The 18,384-nt window shown below is 40.3% G+C and carries 10 protein-coding genes; 1 reads left to right on the top strand and 9 read right to left on the bottom strand.

The annotated features are described in order from the left end of the window. Positions 1-130 precede the first annotated feature (130 nt). From DC53_RS16460 to DC53_RS16500, 9 genes are all read right to left on the bottom strand, one after another. The gene (locus DC53_RS16460; RefSeq protein WP_033028652.1) at positions 131-934 is read right to left on the bottom strand and encodes a heme ABC transporter ATP-binding protein; all 804 of its coding nucleotides are present in this window, start codon (positions 932-934) and stop codon (positions 131-133) included. A 3-nt stretch (positions 935-937) separates the two neighbouring features. Next, the gene (locus tag DC53_RS16465) at positions 938-1,990 is read right to left on the bottom strand and encodes a FecCD family ABC transporter permease (RefSeq protein WP_033023434.1); all 1,053 of its coding nucleotides are present in this window, start codon (positions 1,988-1,990) and stop codon (positions 938-940) included. Between the two features lie 2 nt (positions 1,991-1,992). Continuing rightward, complete coding sequence (locus DC53_RS16470) at positions 1,993-2,958, bottom strand: heme/hemin ABC transporter substrate-binding protein (RefSeq protein WP_045984468.1); 966 nt, start codon at positions 2,956-2,958, stop codon at positions 1,993-1,995. 570 nt (positions 2,959-3,528) lie between these two features. Then, positions 3,529-4,743, bottom strand: coding sequence for a succinyl-diaminopimelate desuccinylase (gene dapE / locus DC53_RS16475; RefSeq protein WP_033028651.1), 1,215 nt, complete (start codon positions 4,741-4,743; stop codon positions 3,529-3,531). A gap of 195 nt (positions 4,744-4,938) precedes the next feature. Beyond that, positions 4,939-6,651 (bottom strand): (2,3-dihydroxybenzoyl)adenylate synthase, encoded by a 1,713-nt coding sequence (locus DC53_RS16480; protein WP_033028650.1) that lies wholly within the window; start codon positions 6,649-6,651, stop codon positions 4,939-4,941. Continuing rightward, positions 6,648-8,684: a condensation domain-containing protein gene (locus DC53_RS16485; protein WP_033028649.1), complete on the bottom strand. Its 2,037-nt coding sequence runs from the start codon at positions 8,682-8,684 to the stop codon at positions 6,648-6,650. Before DC53_RS16485 ends, DC53_RS16480 begins: the two co-directional genes overlap by 4 nt. A 38-nt stretch (positions 8,685-8,722) precedes the next feature. Then, on the bottom strand, positions 8,723-10,393 hold the full coding sequence (locus DC53_RS16490; protein WP_157847578.1) for an amino acid adenylation domain-containing protein: 1,671 nt from the start codon (positions 10,391-10,393) through the stop codon (positions 8,723-8,725). Between the two features lies 1 nt (position 10,394). Further along, a complete protein-coding gene (locus tag DC53_RS16495) occupies positions 10,395-10,607 on the bottom strand; it encodes an MbtH family protein (RefSeq protein ID WP_008139329.1) in 213 nt (70 codons plus the stop codon). Continuing rightward, on the bottom strand, positions 10,600-16,806 hold the full coding sequence (locus DC53_RS16500; RefSeq protein ID WP_033028647.1) for a non-ribosomal peptide synthetase: 6,207 nt from the start codon (positions 16,804-16,806) through the stop codon (positions 10,600-10,602). Before DC53_RS16500 ends, DC53_RS16495 begins: the two co-directional genes overlap by 8 nt. 130 nt (positions 16,807-16,936) lie before the next feature. Between DC53_RS16500 and DC53_RS16505 the strand changes: the two genes are divergently transcribed. Then, entirely contained in the window at positions 16,937-18,274 is a 1,338-nt protein-coding gene (locus DC53_RS16505; protein WP_033028646.1) for a salicylate synthase, read from the top strand. The last annotated feature ends 110 nt before the right edge of the window (positions 18,275-18,384 follow it).

Below are 18,384 nucleotides of genomic sequence, written 5' to 3'. Positions count from 1 at the left end.
CCACACTACATAGGCTCAGCCTTGCCTAAATACCAAACATACTGCTGCAAATTTAACCTCGAAAGATAAACAGGCCCTAGTTACCCCTTTATAAAAACACTCAATAATATGTAATCGATACAACTTAAAATCATATATTTGTGAGTGTTTTTTCCGCCACCATAATGTGGGGAAGTACATCTTCAATATCTGTTTGCAGCTTTGCATTAATATTATAAACATTACTTAAATGGCGCTGTGTTAGTACTTCTTCAGGCGAGCCATGAGCAACAACTTTTCCTTTATCAAGCATGTAAATTCGATCTGCAAAGCTCGCAGCAAGTGATAAATCATGAAGAACAGCAACAACTCCCGCGCCTTGTTTTGCCGTTGTAACGGCTTGGTTCATAACTTCATATTGATGATATAAATCTAAGCTAGCAGTTGGCTCATCAATTAATAAATAAGCATTTTTTTGCTGAGTTAAACTTGGCTGTAATTGGCACAATACACGCGCTAATTGAGTACGTTGCTTTTCACCACCAGAAAGCTGAGTAAAGCATTGCTGTGCTAGGTGAGTAATTCCTACGGCTTTCATTGCATCATTAGAGCACTGTTTCAAAGTAGCCTGCGTACACTGTTCTTGATGACTAAAATGCGCCATATCAACAACTTCATTAACGGTGAAAGGAAAATCTAACTCGTAGCTCTGGGTTAATACCGCCCTTAATTTAGCAAGCTCTAGCAAACTATACTCATTTAACTCTCGTTGATTAATATTTATCGTTCCGCCACTTAACGGCAAATCTCCTGATAATGCTTTCATTAATGATGATTTACCTGCGCCATTGGGACCAATGATAACTACAATTTCATGTGGTTTTACATAAAAATCAATATTATCCAGCAACGTTTTATGTTTAATTTTTACGCTAAGTTGATTGCCAATTAACATAGTTCACTTTGCTCCTTGGTAAGTTTTTAGCAGCATAATCAAAAAGAATGGACCGCCAATAGCACTGGTTATTAGACCAATGGGCACTTCTGCTGGTAGCATTATGGTACGGGCAAATAAATCAGCAAGGCTAAGCATTAATGCTCCCCCTAACATACAAGCTGGTAATAAATAACGGTGATCTGGGCCTAATATTAAGCGCATAATATGCGGCACTATTAAGCCAACAAAACCAATAACGCCCGTAATTGCGACGGCTGCGGCAGTGCAAAGTGCCGTATATATAAAAACCTGCTTTTTCAATTTAGTCACATTAATGCCGACATGCTTCGCTTGAGCCTCTCCTAATAAATACACGTTAAGAGGTTTAGATAAACGTAATAAACCAATACAACAACCAATAATAATACCGAGTGTTGGCATTATCATCGCAAGGTGATTCCCCGCCAAAGAGCCCATACTCCAAAATGTTAAATCACGCAATTGTTGCTCATTACTTACCAGTGTTAAGATACCGATAATAGCGTTTACAATCGCATTTACGGCAATCCCTGCCAGTAGTAGACTAACGATAGTAAAACGCCCATTTTGCGCGCCCAACCGATAGATAAACATGCATACCGCTATACAACTCAAAAATGCCCCTACAGGCACCGCATAGTAGCCTAAGTTGTCGCTAAAATTAGCAAACAAGCTTGTTCCTAATACAATAGTTGCTACTGCACCTAACGCTGCACCACTGGCAATGCCAATCAAGCCAGGATCTGCTAATGGATTTCTAAATAAAGCTTGCATTGCAGCACCGCAGGTTGCTAAACCAGCTCCAACAACCATCGAAAGTAGAATACGAGGAAGGCGGATCTGCCAAATTATAGCGTGTTTAAGCTGATCATCTACCGGTTGGGTTAGCATTAGCATCGTCTCGCGCAGCGTTATCACGACCCCTCCCTGACTTAGAGCAATAAAAAATACCAATATACAAATAATAAACAAAACAGGAATAGATAAAACCCGTATCCGTTGTTGCGCTAATAACCTATTTCCTAACGCCAGCATAACTATCGCTCGTCCTGTTGTTTTGTGCTGTTTTCAGCTAATTTTAAAAATCTATATTGATAGCCATCTGGCAAGCGTGTTTTAGGATAAAATGCATGCGCTAGTTCTACGGCCGCTTGAGGCGTTCTAGGCCCCATACTTAACAAATAGAGCGCATCAAAATTGTAAATACGTGCATTTTTTATCGCATTTGAATATTTAAAAACAGATAATATTTCAGCGCTTGGTTGCTGATCATTGGCGCCAATTCCCATACTAATAATCACATCAGGATTTAGTGCCAATGCAGCCTCGCTTGAAATCGTCTGCCAGTTAACCATTGTTTGAGCCATCATATTCACTCCACCGGCAATAGTTACCAACTCATCAGCAGTCGTCTCTGCCCCTGCAACCATAAGTTTACTACTGCGGATAACCAAAACCTTAGGTTTAGTACTTGTTTGCTCTAAAATATATGACAAGGCCTTGCGGTCCGCTTGCAAAGAGTCTGCGAGCATATTGCCCTTACTCACAACATTTAATTGTTTGGCTATTTGCTCTATTTTATTTTCAATACGCCAAAAGTTGTCGTTTTCATGCAAGATAACCAAGTTAGCGCCAGTGAGCTTTAATTGCTCAACCATTTTTTTAGGACCAATATCTGATTCAGCGAGGATAAGATCTGGATTTAATGACAACACACCTTCAACGCTTATTTTGCGAACATAGCCAATTTGTGGCTTCTGAGTTGCAGCGGCTGGATAAACACTGGTGCTATCAACGCCAACAATGCGTTGTTGTTCACCAAGGGCGTAAATAACTTCTGTTATTGAGCCCCCTGCAACCACTATTCGCTGTGGATTAACAGGCTGCGGACTTGCATGTACATAGCTATTAGCAAGTAAAGTAACAAACATAATAAATAAAATAGATAAGGGTTTCATTGATGTTAAATTTAATTTGAAAACAAAAATACTAACAGTTTTCATTTACAACTTGTAGTTTTTATTATGATTGTTTTAATGACCTATAAAATTTAGTTTAGCCTCTTAGGTAATAAGGTATGTTAGCTTTTCAGAGTTAAATTATTTCAATTTAAAGGCCATTTAATCACGGCGTAAAATGTGTAACCAAGTCGCCCCATAACGGCCCGCGTTACTCTAATAGCTGTATCCTTGTGAGAATAATTAAAATAGTGGATGACAAAAGGGTTTCATCACCGAGTCAAACCTAAATAGCAGCGAGTGTCATCCATGTTTGTCATCGCCTACTTATGGTAAATAACCACACTACATAGGCGCTACCTTGCCTAAAAATCAAACACTCGGCTGCAAATTCAACATCGAGAAGTAAATTAAAGCTTATTTTTCCCCTATTTATTTAACCTGAACTCTGGATAATAAATCTATCTCGAGCAGCTATTTTCAGCGCTAACTGCGTTGAATTTACTTGCAATAGGCCAGCTATTGACGCGTAAATTCGCCTTGTTTTCACTGAAAATCTCTGGCTAGAGAAAATAAATTTAAATATCACCATGATTCAATATGTTAGTAAATCTCTTAACCCGTGTTCAGGTTACTTAGTAACTTTTTAAACACCGTAAAATAGATATTTGTTAAATTTCCAAGCTCGCTAATATGAACTCGTTCATTTTCTTGATGGATAGTGCCGTTAGTTAAACCAAGTTCAACTACTTGCGGACAAATATCGCTAAAAAAACGGCCATCAGAAGTTCCTCCTGCAGTTGAGGTTTGAGGAAGCAAACCAGTACATTGATTAATGGCTGTTTTACACTCTTTTATTAGCGAAAGTTTATTTTTACTATTCTCTGCAGAGTAATAAGGGTTGCAAGCATGCGATGTTGTTAGTGAGAAATCATTAGTAGTTCGCGTTACAATATGAGTGACTAAATGAATTAGATCATCTTCACTGTAAGCCGTGGTATAACGAATATTTAAATTAATTATTACAGCGTCAGGTATGACATTATCGCTGCACAAGCCTGAGTCGATATGAGTGACTTGCATTGTTGTACCAAGCTGATTGCTATCTCTATTATCCCAATCAAATTTCATTAAATCTTTTACAATGCTACAGGCATGATGGATAGCATTAATGCCTTGAGTCGGATAAGCAACGTGCGCACTTTTTCCATTAACTTGAATGGCAAAACTCAACGCCCCTCTGCGTCCAATTTTTAGCATGTCACCGCACTGCTTTATTGATGTCGGTTCTCCAACAATACAATAATCCAAGTCCTGTTTTGCATCTTTAAAATGTTTTACAATTTCACATGAGCCGAATAAAGCATCGCCCTCTTCATCGCTGGTAATTAAAAACCATAGTCGCCCAACAAAGCTCCCTTCGAGTACTAGCATCTCAGCTGCAACTAAGGCTGCGGCAATACCGCCTTTCATATCTGCGATGCCTCGACCGATCAGGTAATCATTTTTAATTTCACCTGCAAAAGGTGGGGCTTGCCATTTATTAAGATTACCTGCGGGCACAACATCCGTGTGCCCACAAAAACCTAAATCGGGTCCATCACCATTAGATATAACAGCAATTAGGTTACTCACCCCATGACTTTCAAATGTATCGATTTTTGCTCCCAGCATTGATAACTTTTTTGCAATCCATGCTTGGCAACCTGCGTCATCAGGTGTTACCGATTCAAATTGCAGTAATTCACGTGCATACTCAATTACTCGACTTTGGTATTCGCTCTTTAACTCAGCCGTTAAAGTAAATTGTTCATCGATGATAAGGCTCACCTCATAATTAAATAAAGGGTATTGAGGGAGTTTGTTTCATCAACAAGTTAAACAACAAACTCCCAGTAATAACTAATACTTTAAACGCACTACCAATCCACTATTAGCCACAATCAACATCATTAGCTTGCTTATATTCAGCAGCCAGCCATTGCGGTACATCCTCTGGTGGTGATTGCGCATCATTAATTTAATTCACACTGTTTGTATTGCTTGGTGTTGCTTATTAAGCTCAAGGTGAATTTGTGCAGATAATTTTTTACGAGCAATTTTACCTATAACGGTTAATGGGATATGTTCAACGTACGCCACTGTATCTGGCAACATATAGCGTGCAACACCTTGTGCCGCTAAGTATTGCCTTACGTCTTTGAGTGCTAACTTAGGCGAATTTGGGTCTTGCGAAACAATAACTGCGCATGTTCGTTCACCGAGTTGTTCGCAAGGTAGTCCCACAACAGCAACATCTTTTATGCCATGATGGCAGGCTAAATGAGCCTCTAATGTTTCAACCGAAATAGTTTCTCCACCTCGGCGAAGAACCTCTTGGATTCGGCCTTCAACAATAAGATGACCACTGCTTAGCCGCCTTACCTGATCCCCAGTACGGTAATAACCTTCAGTAGTAAATGATTTTTGATTGGCTTGCTCGTCTTTATAATAACCACGGATTGTATATGGACCTCTGGTCAACAGCTCGCCACACTTTCCCTTTGCAACATCCTGGCCTTGTTCGTCCACCACCCTAACTTCATCCAAATCAGATAATGGACGTCCTTGAGTCTTGAGTTTTAAAACACTAGGATCTGAATTACGAGTGAAATTAAGAAGTCCTTCAGCCATGCCAAACACTTGTTGTAAATTACAATTAAGTTCATTACCGATTCTGCGAGCTGTAGCTTCATCAAGTTTAGCACCGCCAACTTGTAATAAATCAAGACATGCCGCTGGAGGTGTTACTAATGCAGCATAATTAAGCCAAGTTTTCACTAAAGTCGGCACTAACGCTGTCACCGTAACCCCTGCTTTTTCAATATACTCAAATGCAATTTCAGGACTCGGCACTGGACACATAACGACACCAGCTCCCACTTCAATCGCACCTAAAATACCTGGGCAAGCTAATGGAAAATTATGGGCCGCTGGTAATGCAACAAGATAGCGGTCTTGTGAACTCAATTCACACAGCTTAGCACTGGCTTTTATATTGTAGAGGTAATCTCTATGTGTTCTTGGAATTAACTTCGGTATTCCTGTTGTACCGCCTGAGCATAATAATAAAGCCATTTCAGCAGGATCCGCTGCGAGACCAGGAAACTCAAGTGCTGTCATTTGAGCTTCAGTTGCCTTAGTAAACCCTAGTAAAGATAATATTGACGAATGCGGTTTTAAATCTAGGCCATCCACAACAACATGTTTAAGTGTTGGGACTGTATTAAGTAGCTCATTGGCAAATGCATGACAATCGAAGCTAATCGATTGTTCACTAACAAACCAAGCACGTGCTTGTGTTAATTTCACAAAATGCAAAATTTCACGTTGTCCATGTCCAGGTAACGCCATGACAGGAATAACGCCTAGCTGGAGTAAAGCGAAAAAGGTTAATACAAATGCATTATTATTACCCATTTGCATCACCACTTTATCACCTCGCCCAAGACCAATACTGTGGCAATGCTCTACTATATTATTCACGACAGCGCTTATTTCTTGACCTGTCATCTGTTGCCATTCACCAGATTGAAGGTCGGGGCCGCTGAGCAAAATAACATCAGCATATTGCTTAAGTTTTGCAGTTAACCAATTTGCAAAGTTTTCATTTTTCCACACCCCCTGCTCTTTGTACTTTCTGCTTATTTCTTCTGGCCAAGCATATAACCCGGCTTCGGTAGGCACAAACTCAGTCACAGTGACCCCTCCATTTCCAATTCAGCACTGAGTGCGTCATCATCTAAATCTAAGATTTCACAATACACTTGAGCAATTTGTAATACTTCTTCAGCATCGCTCGAGTCAGTAATTGAAGCGGCAATGCCTGCAATAGAAGGTGAACTAAATAAGCTTTTCATGTCTATCGAATTGGATCCGAAGATTTCCCTAATTTGCGCGATTAACGAACTTGCTAAAACAGAATCCCCACCCGCAGCAAATAAGTTTTGATGAATATTACTACCATCCCCCCCGATCACTTCATGCCAAATAGAAGCTACCACACGAACTATTGGCATACTTAACGAGGTTTCATCATGTTCCACATTTTTAGTAATTACTGGCTCTTGGACCTCAGCAACGGCTCTATTTTTGGGTAACGTATCACCAATATGCGTATCCCAATAATCCGGCTCAGTGACGAGGTTCACCACGGTATTACTGAAAAAATTAAACATTGCATCGAGCACACCATCTACAAAAGCATCCTCTCGACAATCCCAGTTAATTAAAATACCACCATCAAGTTCAGTTACTTGCGCATCAAGTAATACCTGTGGCCCTTGAGAAATAATCCAAATAGGATCCCCAAAGACTCGGCGCACATTTGCATCAAATAACTCACCTAAATTTAATGCGCTTGTAAATACAACAGGCGCTGTTACTTGCTGCCCACGTGCACGCCCTAAATCTCTTAAAACATGAACTCCACCGTAGTCTGCGCGCGCTGCTCCCTCGTGCATACTAGATTGAACATCACGCGCTCGTGTCACAAAAGTTGCAGTCGGGCCAGTATCAACATCGAGAAGTATTGAACTACTAAAGTCGCCTACCACCTCTTTAATATTAGGGCCTGCGAGTGGACGTTGAAATAAAGGAACATTGAGAATAAAACGCGGATCTTTGCTCCATCCAGCCAGAGTTTCTGCCAGCACGGTTGCTAACACCACTGATGGGGTTAATCCATACTGACGACATTGCGCATATAATTGTGCTTTACGCTGCGGATCAATATTAAAATGGCGTCGTGTTGTAATAGGATGCTGCGATGAAGCTGCTTTTAAAGGCAGTAATGGACCATTGGGTAAAGAAGCTAGCTGTGTTTGCCACCACATTCCTGAGCTTTCTTTTATTGACTCCCAATTATGCTCAATGGCCATTCGGCAATCTTTATAACTCATTGCTAAATCAGCAAGTTCTACATCGGGGTCATCGTATAACAGTGCAAGATCACGCAGTAGCGTGCGATAACTAACGGCGTCTGCAGCTATCATATCAATGTCTAAATGCAGGCGACTGTTACCATTTTCTAATAAGCTTAAAGCGACCGCAAATACTTCTCCTGACTCAATATCTAACATTTGTGATGAATAGGTCGAGCGATACTGCTCTAATAACTGCTGCGCAACATCAGTAGGTTTATCTCGTAAATCATTAAAGATGACATGCACTGTATTATTACTTGGATTATGTATTTGCTGTCCGCTGGAACATACTTGTAAACGCAACGAGCTATGACGTTGAACAAGTTTCTCTATTGCTAGCGTCAAACGGGCTAAGTCTAATGGCTGTGACTTATCATTGATTGCCGACAACTCAAATTCACAATACAGATGCGCTGATACACCCCCAAGCGGTTGATTAACATCACGTCCTAACCAATAGGCATACTGCATAGGCGCAAGTGAAAAAGGCGCATGAGGAAGTTTCCCGATTTTTATTTTTGGGACCCCAAAGATAGTGTCTTGTGTATTATCAGCGAGGCTGGCAGCCGATACCCTAAGATACTCAACCCATGCCCCCACGAATGGTTTTTTAGCTAAATCTGCAAAGTTAATATCATAACCAGCCGCTCGCCAAGTTGACACTAAGTTCATTAATGTGATCGAATCAAGTCCTGCTTCAATTAGGTTACATTCTGCTGAGACAGCGCCAGGCTGTAAATTTAACGTATTACTAACGACAGCAAGTACATCTTCTAATAGCGAGGCTGAATTACTATTTTTATTCATTTGGGTAGTTTCCATTCTTAATGTTTGTCTTTACCAAATCATGTTGTTGACTTGGCGAGGATGTCTTGTTGCTTCAAACGCAGCAGCTCTAGCCGCTGTTGATGCAAAGAAGAAGTACTTTTTTGATTTGCTTGCCACTGCATAAGTAACGCTTTCTCATCCAGTTTTCCATTTACTGTTAGCGGGAATTTTTTAACAAATAGAAAGTCTGAAGGTAAATAGTGAACAGGGAGAAGCTGAGATAGATAATTTCTCAATGTTGCTATTGGTTGTGCCGTAAATGATTCCTCTGTCGCGATTAAAATAGCAATTAAGCCATCTGATAAACCACTGTCGAGGCATGGTTTTGCTATCACGGCTGCTCTTTGTATCTTTGCATGAGATTCTAAAACAACTTCTATTTCACTCGGCTCAATACGAAATCCCCTTACTTTCAATTGCCTGTCTGCGCGACCAAAATAAAAGAGTTGACCATCAATTTGCTTCGCTAAGTCACCCGAACGATACATCCGCTTCCCAGTGTGAAAAGGACTGGCAACAAATCGCATCGCGGTTAGATCAGGGCGATTGATGTAACCGAATGCCACTTGATCTCCTGCTACATAAATTTCACCAATTTCACCATCAGCCACTTTTTCTAAATTTTCATCAAGTAAAAGCACCTCCAAACTAGATAGCCCTTCACCTATTGGACTATTTTCAGTGCCACAAAGTGAATCACTTAGTGTTAGCCATGTTACGTGCACCGTTGTCTCTGTGATCCCGTACATGTTTATCAATTGCAATATTTCGCAAGGGTAAAGCTGCCACCATTTTTTTACTTTATCCAAATTAAGTGCTTCACCACCAAAGACCACTTTGCGCAAGCATAGTGGTTGCTCACTCATTTTTAGAGCCTTACTTTCTGCGTCAATTAAGGCATAAAATGCTGAAGGCGTTTGATTCAGAATAGTGACCTTTTCTGCTCTCAAATATTGCACTAAGGCGTCTGGTGACCAAATTACACTTTTTGGAATAATCGTTAGCTTGGCTCCTGTGGTCAAAGCTCCCCACACTTCCCACACCGAAAAATCAAAAGCCAGTGAATGAAACAAAGCCCAAACATCAGTATGTGTTGCATCTAATAAAGGCATTGCCGCATTAATTAAGGCCAGAACTTGCTGATGCCCTACAACAACTCCCTTAGGGTTTCCCGTCGACCCTGAAGTAAAAATAATATAAGCGAAAGCACCTGCGGCTCTGTAAACAGGTTTCTCGTGCTCATCTGGAACAAAGTTAAATTGGTCCTCGACAAACAACAAATGACTCATAGCTTTAGTAAGTGAATCGTTACCCCAAAGTGTCTTGCTCAACTCTCGCTGAGTAACAATTGCGCTAGGCTGACTACAAGCAATTATCCAATCGATCCTTTCTTTAGGGTAATCGGGATCAATCGGCACATAGCACGCTCCAAGTTGCAATATTGCTAACACGTGAATAATTTGCTCACAGTTTCTAGGCAGTATTAAAGCCACGCAGTTTCCTGTACGAACACCACTTGCATAAAGTCGATGTGATGCCAAATCAGCTTTTTGTTTAAGCGCTTTATATGTCAAGGAGCTATGTTCATCACTAACGGCGATGCGATTAGGGTGCATAACGACTTGTTCAGCAAAGGATTGATACAGGCATGCTGTACCTGCTGGCATCCCTTTGTTAATCTGCTCCATATTAATTCCCATCCATCTCTATGAGTGATTTAGGACGTAAATCTGTCCAATTATCATTTAGCCAACTCAAACAAGTATCACGTGTTTGAGGGCCAAAAACCTGCTCCCAACCAGAAGGAATAGTTAATACTTCAGGCCATAACGAATACTGTTTTTCATGATTGATAAGAACTACAAATGCCATTGATTCATCATCGAAAATATTTTCACTCATGATTTAACTCCAAAGAGACTGTTGATAGGGGGTTTAATTCGCTGTTATTAAGTTGCGCAGAATTTGCGGCTTCATGACTGAATTTGTTACAACTATCGACAACTTCTTGCAAATAGAACTCAAAATCAGTTAATAGCTGAGCGCTACGTTTTTGACCCACTGCATGCGGGTCAAAGCTCAAACGGATCTTGGTTGTTGCACCAGGGTAGATAAATAAAGCAGCGGCTTGGCCAACCGAATCTTGCCACTTAACATCCTTCAATCCTGCCAATGCAACTGGTAATGTAAGCCCTTGAGATGAATCGACTTGTTTAATTGGCTCTGCGGTTTGTGTATCCGCATCAAGGGCATTTTCAATAACTAATAAAGTATCAAAAAATTCACCAAAACGATGAGTCGCCTCCAAATTATCCAACCTAACCGGAGCTAACGCTTGCCATTCAAATTGCTCAGTTTGCAACTGCTGCAACAACGCAATTGGACTACTCAAAGGATCGGTCTTAATCCGTATTGGTACTAACTGAGTAACCAATCCAACAAGCGTTTCAATACCTGCTAACGACGCTGCACGACCAGAATCAAATAAACCAAATACGACATCGTCCTGATTAAGTGCATTACCCACTGTTTTAGCCCATGCCAATTGAAATAGCATGGCCGTAGATACATTAATCTTTGCAGCTAATGCTTTAACATCTGTGTTTACAGCAGCACAAAGCACACTAGATAATTCTTGTGAAGGAAATCGTTGCTGTCTTGTCGGGCACAATAATGAAGGGGCTTTGAAACCATTCAGCGCTTTATTCCAATATTGACAAGCTATTGTCGGATCTTGTTTTTGTAACCAATCAAGATATTGACCCCAATGTAAATTTGGATAAGCTAAAGTGGCTTCAGCACTCATTCCTCCAAGCCACTCTTGCAAAATTCGAGGGGCTGACCAACCATCAAGCAGTAAGTGATGACAATGAATCAAAATTAGCCACTGACTATCACTTATACGTATAGATAAAAATCGCATGAGTGGCGGAGCATCAAATTCAAAGCGATATTGGTACCATGCTGTGCGATGCTGCGCTAACAGTGCTTCATATTGCTCACTTGGTTCACCACGTAAATCTAAAGTTTCCCATACAGGCTCGAGTATATCGGCAGTAAAGGTAGAAAATGTTTTCACAAAAAAGCCTGATCTTAGCGCGTCATGACGGCGCAGAAGATCCGCGGCCCCTGCTTTTAAAGCACTTTCAGATATTTCTGGGTTGTGTTGATTAGAAAGAGTTATTTCCATTTGTGTTGTCCATGGATCTGCTAGTCCATGACAGTGGCGAAGCATTTCAACTTGCAGTGGCGTAGCTGGCTTAATTGTCAAATTATTACTATCAACAAGACCTTGCGCTTGTAGCTGTTGTTGTTCTTCAATAAAACAGTCGTGTAGTTGATGAAAAAGCTTATTTAACTCAGCTTTAAATCGTAGTAGATCACTATGGTGCAATTCGCTACTAGGTGCTATCGCATTAAAGTGAAGTGTTTTTATCCCTTTTTGTTGGCTGTAATAGGCTGTTAAATCTAAAGAATTTAGTAACGGCCAGTGATCGGAGCAAGCTTCAGTGAGCTGCTCAAGAAGCGGAGTTACTGACCATAAATCTGAATTGGAGGATAAATTTAAATCACCAAGAAAATTAAAACCGACTAACCATCCATTTACACCTTGTTGAGCAGGCGCGACACCACTTGATGATACAAAAGGAGAGTCTTGCTGAATAATTTGACCACACCATTTACGCAACACTGTTTCTATCAACTGGCTCGACATTTCGTCCGATTTAGTCTTTAAAACATCACTATTGAGAGCCACATAAACTTCACGGGCAAACCAGCCAATGGTCCTGCTTAAATCTTGTGTTGGTTCCTGTACTTCTCGACCATGCCGCTCTAGTACCAAGGTAGGGCAGCGATTATCTAGCGCTGGTTTTAATTTTGATGTAATAGCAGCTAAGCAACTTATAGCAGGTAATAAACTAGCCAGTGGAAGCCCTAACCTACGAGCGACAGTTAATGCAGGACATGTTTTATTATAAGGTTCCAAGCTCCAAGTTAATGTGTGAGCACTTGCCAACGTTCCCAAATTGGTTGAATTTGGCGCAGGTATATACTGCTGGCTTAATTTATTTATATGATTGGACCAACTACGCCATGATGTTGGTACAGGAGGTAATTCAAGTTTTTCATTACTCACTTGCTGATTTCGGACAATCGCAAGGTCTTCAGCCAAAATATGCCATGATGAGGCATCTATGACTAAATGGTTTATGGCAAACCAAGCCCTTTGGTTATTATTTTCATTTTCTTTAACTAACAATACGGCAACCATAACACCATTTTCAGGACTTAAATTACTGCATAGTTGTTTTGCCAACTCAGCTGCTGATAATACACCTGAGTTTTCTAAAGTGGGTAAATCAGCATTTTCAGAATACACTCTATACTTATCATCATCACACTGTTGATAAGTTTGCTCACAATAAATAGTTTGGGTATTTTCAACCGGAACATTTAGGGATAACTCCCCCGTACCCGATTGCACCAATTGAGCTCGCAACAACCCATGGCGATTAAGTAAAGCATACACAAGCTTTTTTAGTTCACCAGCCGTCATACTTTCAGGCACTACTACACTTGCTAGTTGTGCAAATCGATCAAGCGGTGTCGCTGCATTAAGGTAGCGCTGCATTAATAAAGTTGAAGTAAGCTGACCTTTATCATTACTATCGTGGTTAACCGTTTTACTATTTTGACTGTCTCCGAGGGGATCAACTTCGTGTAATTCTTTAACCAAATTCGCAATGCATTTTGCATTAAATACTTGACGAGGAGTAAGGTGGATCCCTTCTCGACGAGCGCGACTGACTAATTTTACAACTGAAATACTATCGCCACCCACTGCAAAAAATCCATCGTCAATGCCTATTGTCTCAATCCCTAAAACGTCACACACTAAATTACATAGCTTTTTCTCCAGTTCATTGCGAGGGGCTCTTTTGGCAATAACACCTAAATCTTCAGGTATCGACAGCGCTTTACGATTAATTTTTCCATTAGGTAACTTAGGTAGTTTTTTATTAATTACAAAATACTTGGGGACTAAGTGAGGGGGTAGAGCTTGCTCACATACATAGCGAAAGCGAGCTATTAAGTTTAAATTAGCCTCTTGATTATCGCTTAGTTGCTCTATTTCATTTTCAATATAACAAATTAACTCCATCGCACTTTGAGTAACTGCTCTGGCAATGACAGCGCAAGGACATTTAATTAACAGCTCAATGGTTGACTCAACTTCGAGCGGCTCAACACGAAAACCTCTAATTTTCACTTGCTCGTCTATACGGCCAATGTATTCAATATTTCCTTGAGTTGTCCATTTTACTCTATCACCACTTAGATAAAGTCTTTCACCTTGTTCAGCAAAAGGATTAGCAATAAACTTGCTTGCTGTTAAATCACTACGATCAAGGTATCCTCTTGCTAATCCAGCACCAGCAATTGCAAGCTCACCAGGCACCCCTAAAGGCGCTAATTGCAAGCAACTATCTAAAACATAAACTTGCCCTCCTGCAACCGGCCCACCTATTACCGGCTTTTCAGCGGCATTGGTTTTAGCAATCATCGCATCCACTGTTGCCTCTGTCGGGCCATATAAATTAAAGCCCAACGTACCAGGAAGGCTCTTTATACGTTGCCAAAGCTCTTGTTTTACCGATTCACCACCAAAACCCAATATTGCAGGTGTGTGAGGTTCAATAAATTGCCCATTTGTATCTGTAAGTCCTGACTGTAACCACGGTAATACTTCATCTAGCATACTGGGAGTTAACTCAATAAAATCCATTTTTTTAAGCATTATCTCTTTGGCAAGAGTGACCGCGTCTTGCATCGTATTTGCATCAAATAAATAGACTTTATGGCCTTCAAACATCCACAGTGTAGGTTGCCATGAGGCATCAAAAGCCAAAGACCAAGCATGGCCAACTTTTAGCTGATTATGTTCTACAAGCGCAGAAGCTTCGCTATAGAGATCGTGTTTATGACTAGCAATAAGGTTAACCAGCGAAGCATGTTTTACAACCACACCTTTTGGCTGCCCTGTTGAGCCGGATGTAAACGTAATACAGGCTGGATGAGATGGGCGCAATGGCCGGCATCTCTCTTCGTTTGTAAGATTAAGATCACTATTTTTTATACTTAATGCTTCATTCTCAATAACTAACAGACTGACTGTTTTAGTTTGTAATTCAGCCGCTTTAGCTGATTCAAATGAATGTGCATCACCATTATTAATTACTATATTTGGCGCCGCCAATGTAAGTACTCGGTTAATGTAATCCTCTGGATAATTTGGATCTATAGGTACAATAGCGGCACCTGCCTTGAGTGTACCAAGCATCACAACGAACCATTCCAACTGGCGAGGCATTATTATGGCAACCCGATCTTCTGGCCCAATCCCTTGCGATACTAGCCACCTTGCGACTCTATTTGCTCTTGCATTGAGCGTTAAAAAACTGAGGTCATGCAGCACGTTTTGTTGTTGCAAAACACTCTTTATCGTTTCACTGCCAACTAACTCAACGGCAGTTCGATTTGGGTATTTACTCACGGTATTCTCAAACCAAGCAACGAGCGTTGTTATTGGGCTTGCAAAAGCATCGCGTTGACCCCATTTTATTAATTGATTTTCATCGGGTAATACAGTGGTAATGTTAGCTAGTGCTATATCTGGTTCTTGGACACAATGTTTAAGTAACTGTAGCAACCGTTTCAAATGATTTGGTATGGTTTTTGGTCGATATAATGAAGCACGCCAAGTGGCTTGAAACTGAAGGCAGTTATCTTTTAATAATGCGTCAAAAGAGAGATCTGTTTGCGTTGTACCATTAAAATACTTTTCCCAATGTACATCTAAGTCATCTATTATGGGTGGAGACATCCCATGGCTTAAGAAAGTCACCATAGTGTCTAATAATGGGTTTTGCGATTCCCCTCGTTTTATTTGTAATTTTTCAAGTAATAATTCAAAGGGTAAATCTGCATGTGAAAAAGCAGCACGACATTGTGTCGCACAATCACGGATCAGTTCACGAAAACAAAGTTTATTATCAACCTTAATCCGCAGTGGAATAACATTCCCAAAATTACCTATCAGGTCACTCAGCTCAGGTAAATTACGATGCGAAGCCACTGTCCCTATCGTCACTTCTGAGGCCCTAGAAAGCCGAGTCATTAATAAAGCAATCACCGCAATAATGGCTTCAAAAGTTGTAACTTGTTCTTCTCGTGCTAACGTAAGTAGGGTTTGTGTTGTTGCTTGATCAAGATTATCACTGTGCCAGCCACCATTTTCATTTTGCTTCACTCCCCGAGGAAAGTCAGTTGGAAAATCAATAGGCTCAGGTAGCGGTGTAAGCTGCTTTTGCCAGAACGCAACCTGCTCTTTGCTTTGCTCGGAATCTTGTTGCCATTTTTCACGATGCCATTGAGCAAAATCTAAATACTGGATGGGTAAAGGAGCCCGTTGTTTAGATTCGCCGCTCTTAATTAGCCTATAGTATGTTGATAATTCATTAGAAAAAATACCAAATGACGCCCCGTCCCAAACAATATGTTGCCCTACCATAACTAAAGTGTGATGACTGTCGGTCATTTTTACGAGAGCAAGTCGAAGTGTACTCTTAGTTGCAAGATCGAAAGGTTCTGTACTTGCATGTTGTGCTATTTCTTTAAGACGTACTTCTCGCGTCTGATGATCTAAATCTTGTAAATCATATTCACACCACTGCAAAGGAAACTCATCAAGCACTTTTTGTCGAGCACCAACAATAGGGTCTGCATAATAGGAAGTTCGAAAAATACTGTGCCTGTTCACTAATTCAAAACAACTTTGCTGTAAAACACGCGCATCTAAACAACCTTTAAATTGCCACAAGACACAAACATTGTAAGCAGACGAAAGTGGGTCCAGTTGATTAAGTAACCACATCCTTTCTTGCGCATTAGAAAGTACATAACTGGTCTCATTTTTTGCTTTTGAAACTGTAAAGCTTTGATTTAATGTCGATAAAGAGTCCACATTATTATTCGGCATGATTATTTTTCGAGTTGCCGCCAATTTTCTCGCAAGCTTTAGCCTAAGTGCATTATCCATAAAACAGACCCTAAAATATAAACAATAATAATTTGCATTATTATTTACTGTAGTTATTATTGCAACACATTGATTGAAAATTAATCCCGTGTGTATGCAAAATGTATTTTGAAAAGGAGCATAAGATATTATGAAAACTAATTTTTCCAATGAAGGCACAACCCAAAGCGATGAGCAAAATTTAATCTTCGCACGAGCAGCCGCTCTAGCCGACAGTGGTATATTTAAAGAATATTTAATTTACGAAGATAACGGTGAATGTTGGTTTGCAGGGGGTATTGTTCGATCTATAACCGTATTTGCAACTCACATTGAATCTAATACCTCTGCAGGAAAAACTCAGCGCCAAGTTAACAGCGAAAACCTCTGCCAAGTCCTACAGCAAGAATTAAATACTTGGGATGGTGAGTGGCAAGCATGCGGATGGTCTAGTTTTGAATTCGCGTATGCCCTGAAATCACCAGAACTATTAACCGAAGAAGAAAAAGCAGGTCAAGAAGCGTTATTATTTATTTGTGAGCCAAAAATAACGGTATCCCTGGGGAAAAAACCAACACTCATTAAATCTAAATCCAGTGAACTTGAGCAGCAAGTACGCTTAATACTAGAAAATGCAGTTGTACGAGCACACGTTCCTTACAAAAATGTCGAAATACCAGACAATATTAATTATAAAAATGCAGTCAAAAAGTCTGTCGCCAATATTAAAAATGGTTTACTAGAAAAAGTCATACTCTCGCGTAAGGTTCCCCTACATTTTTCGCCCGATTACACTGCGACTTGGCTTCAAGGGCGTTCGATGAACACACCGGCTCGTTCATTTACAATGAATTTAGCTGGTTGGAAAATCACTGGGTTTAGTCCTGAAATTGTACTTTCAGTTGATGAAAACCGTAAAGTTACAACAGAGCCGTTAGCGGGTACTCGACGATTAGAAGGTAATCCAGAAACAGATCAAAAAATATTTGATGAATTACTAAAAGATCCAAAAGAAACCCACGAACACGCAATATCTGTGAGACTTTCAGTTGACGAAATGAATGAAGTTTGTGAACCAGAATCTGTACATGTACCACAGTTCATGGTTCAAAAAAAGCGAGGTTCTGTGCAACATTTAGCTTCGAGAGTCTGTGGCACTCTAAAAACAGAATATAACGCTTGGCATGCATTCGAAAGCCTATTCCCTGCTGTTACAGCGTCTGGTATTCAAAAGCTGGCTGCTTTTTCAGAAATACGACGACACGAAGGCAGTAGCAGAGGGCTTTATGCAGGCGCAATTTTAAAACTAGATCACACAGGCGTTATTGACGCAGCATTAGTTTTACGCAGTGTTATGAGTAAAGGCGATCAGCACTGGTTACAGGCTGGAGCCGGAATTGTACTTGATTCAACACCAGAAAGAGAACTCACCGAAACCAGTGAAAAACTAGCAAGCATTTCACCTTGGGTTGTTGAAAAAAAAAGCTAAATTAACGTAATTCATTAAATAAGGATACTTAATGAATCCTTATTCAGCTAATACCCACTGCTACACATTTTTATAAACAAAAGTAAATTTATGTAGCAGATAAAAGTTGT

The organism is Pseudoalteromonas fuliginea, from assembly GCF_000690055.1.
GTDB classification, from domain to species: Bacteria; Pseudomonadota; Gammaproteobacteria; order Enterobacterales; family Alteromonadaceae; genus Pseudoalteromonas; species Pseudoalteromonas fuliginea.
The sequence above is the reverse complement of the archived record's forward strand: the minus strand, read 5'-3'. Positions and strand labels throughout refer to the sequence as shown.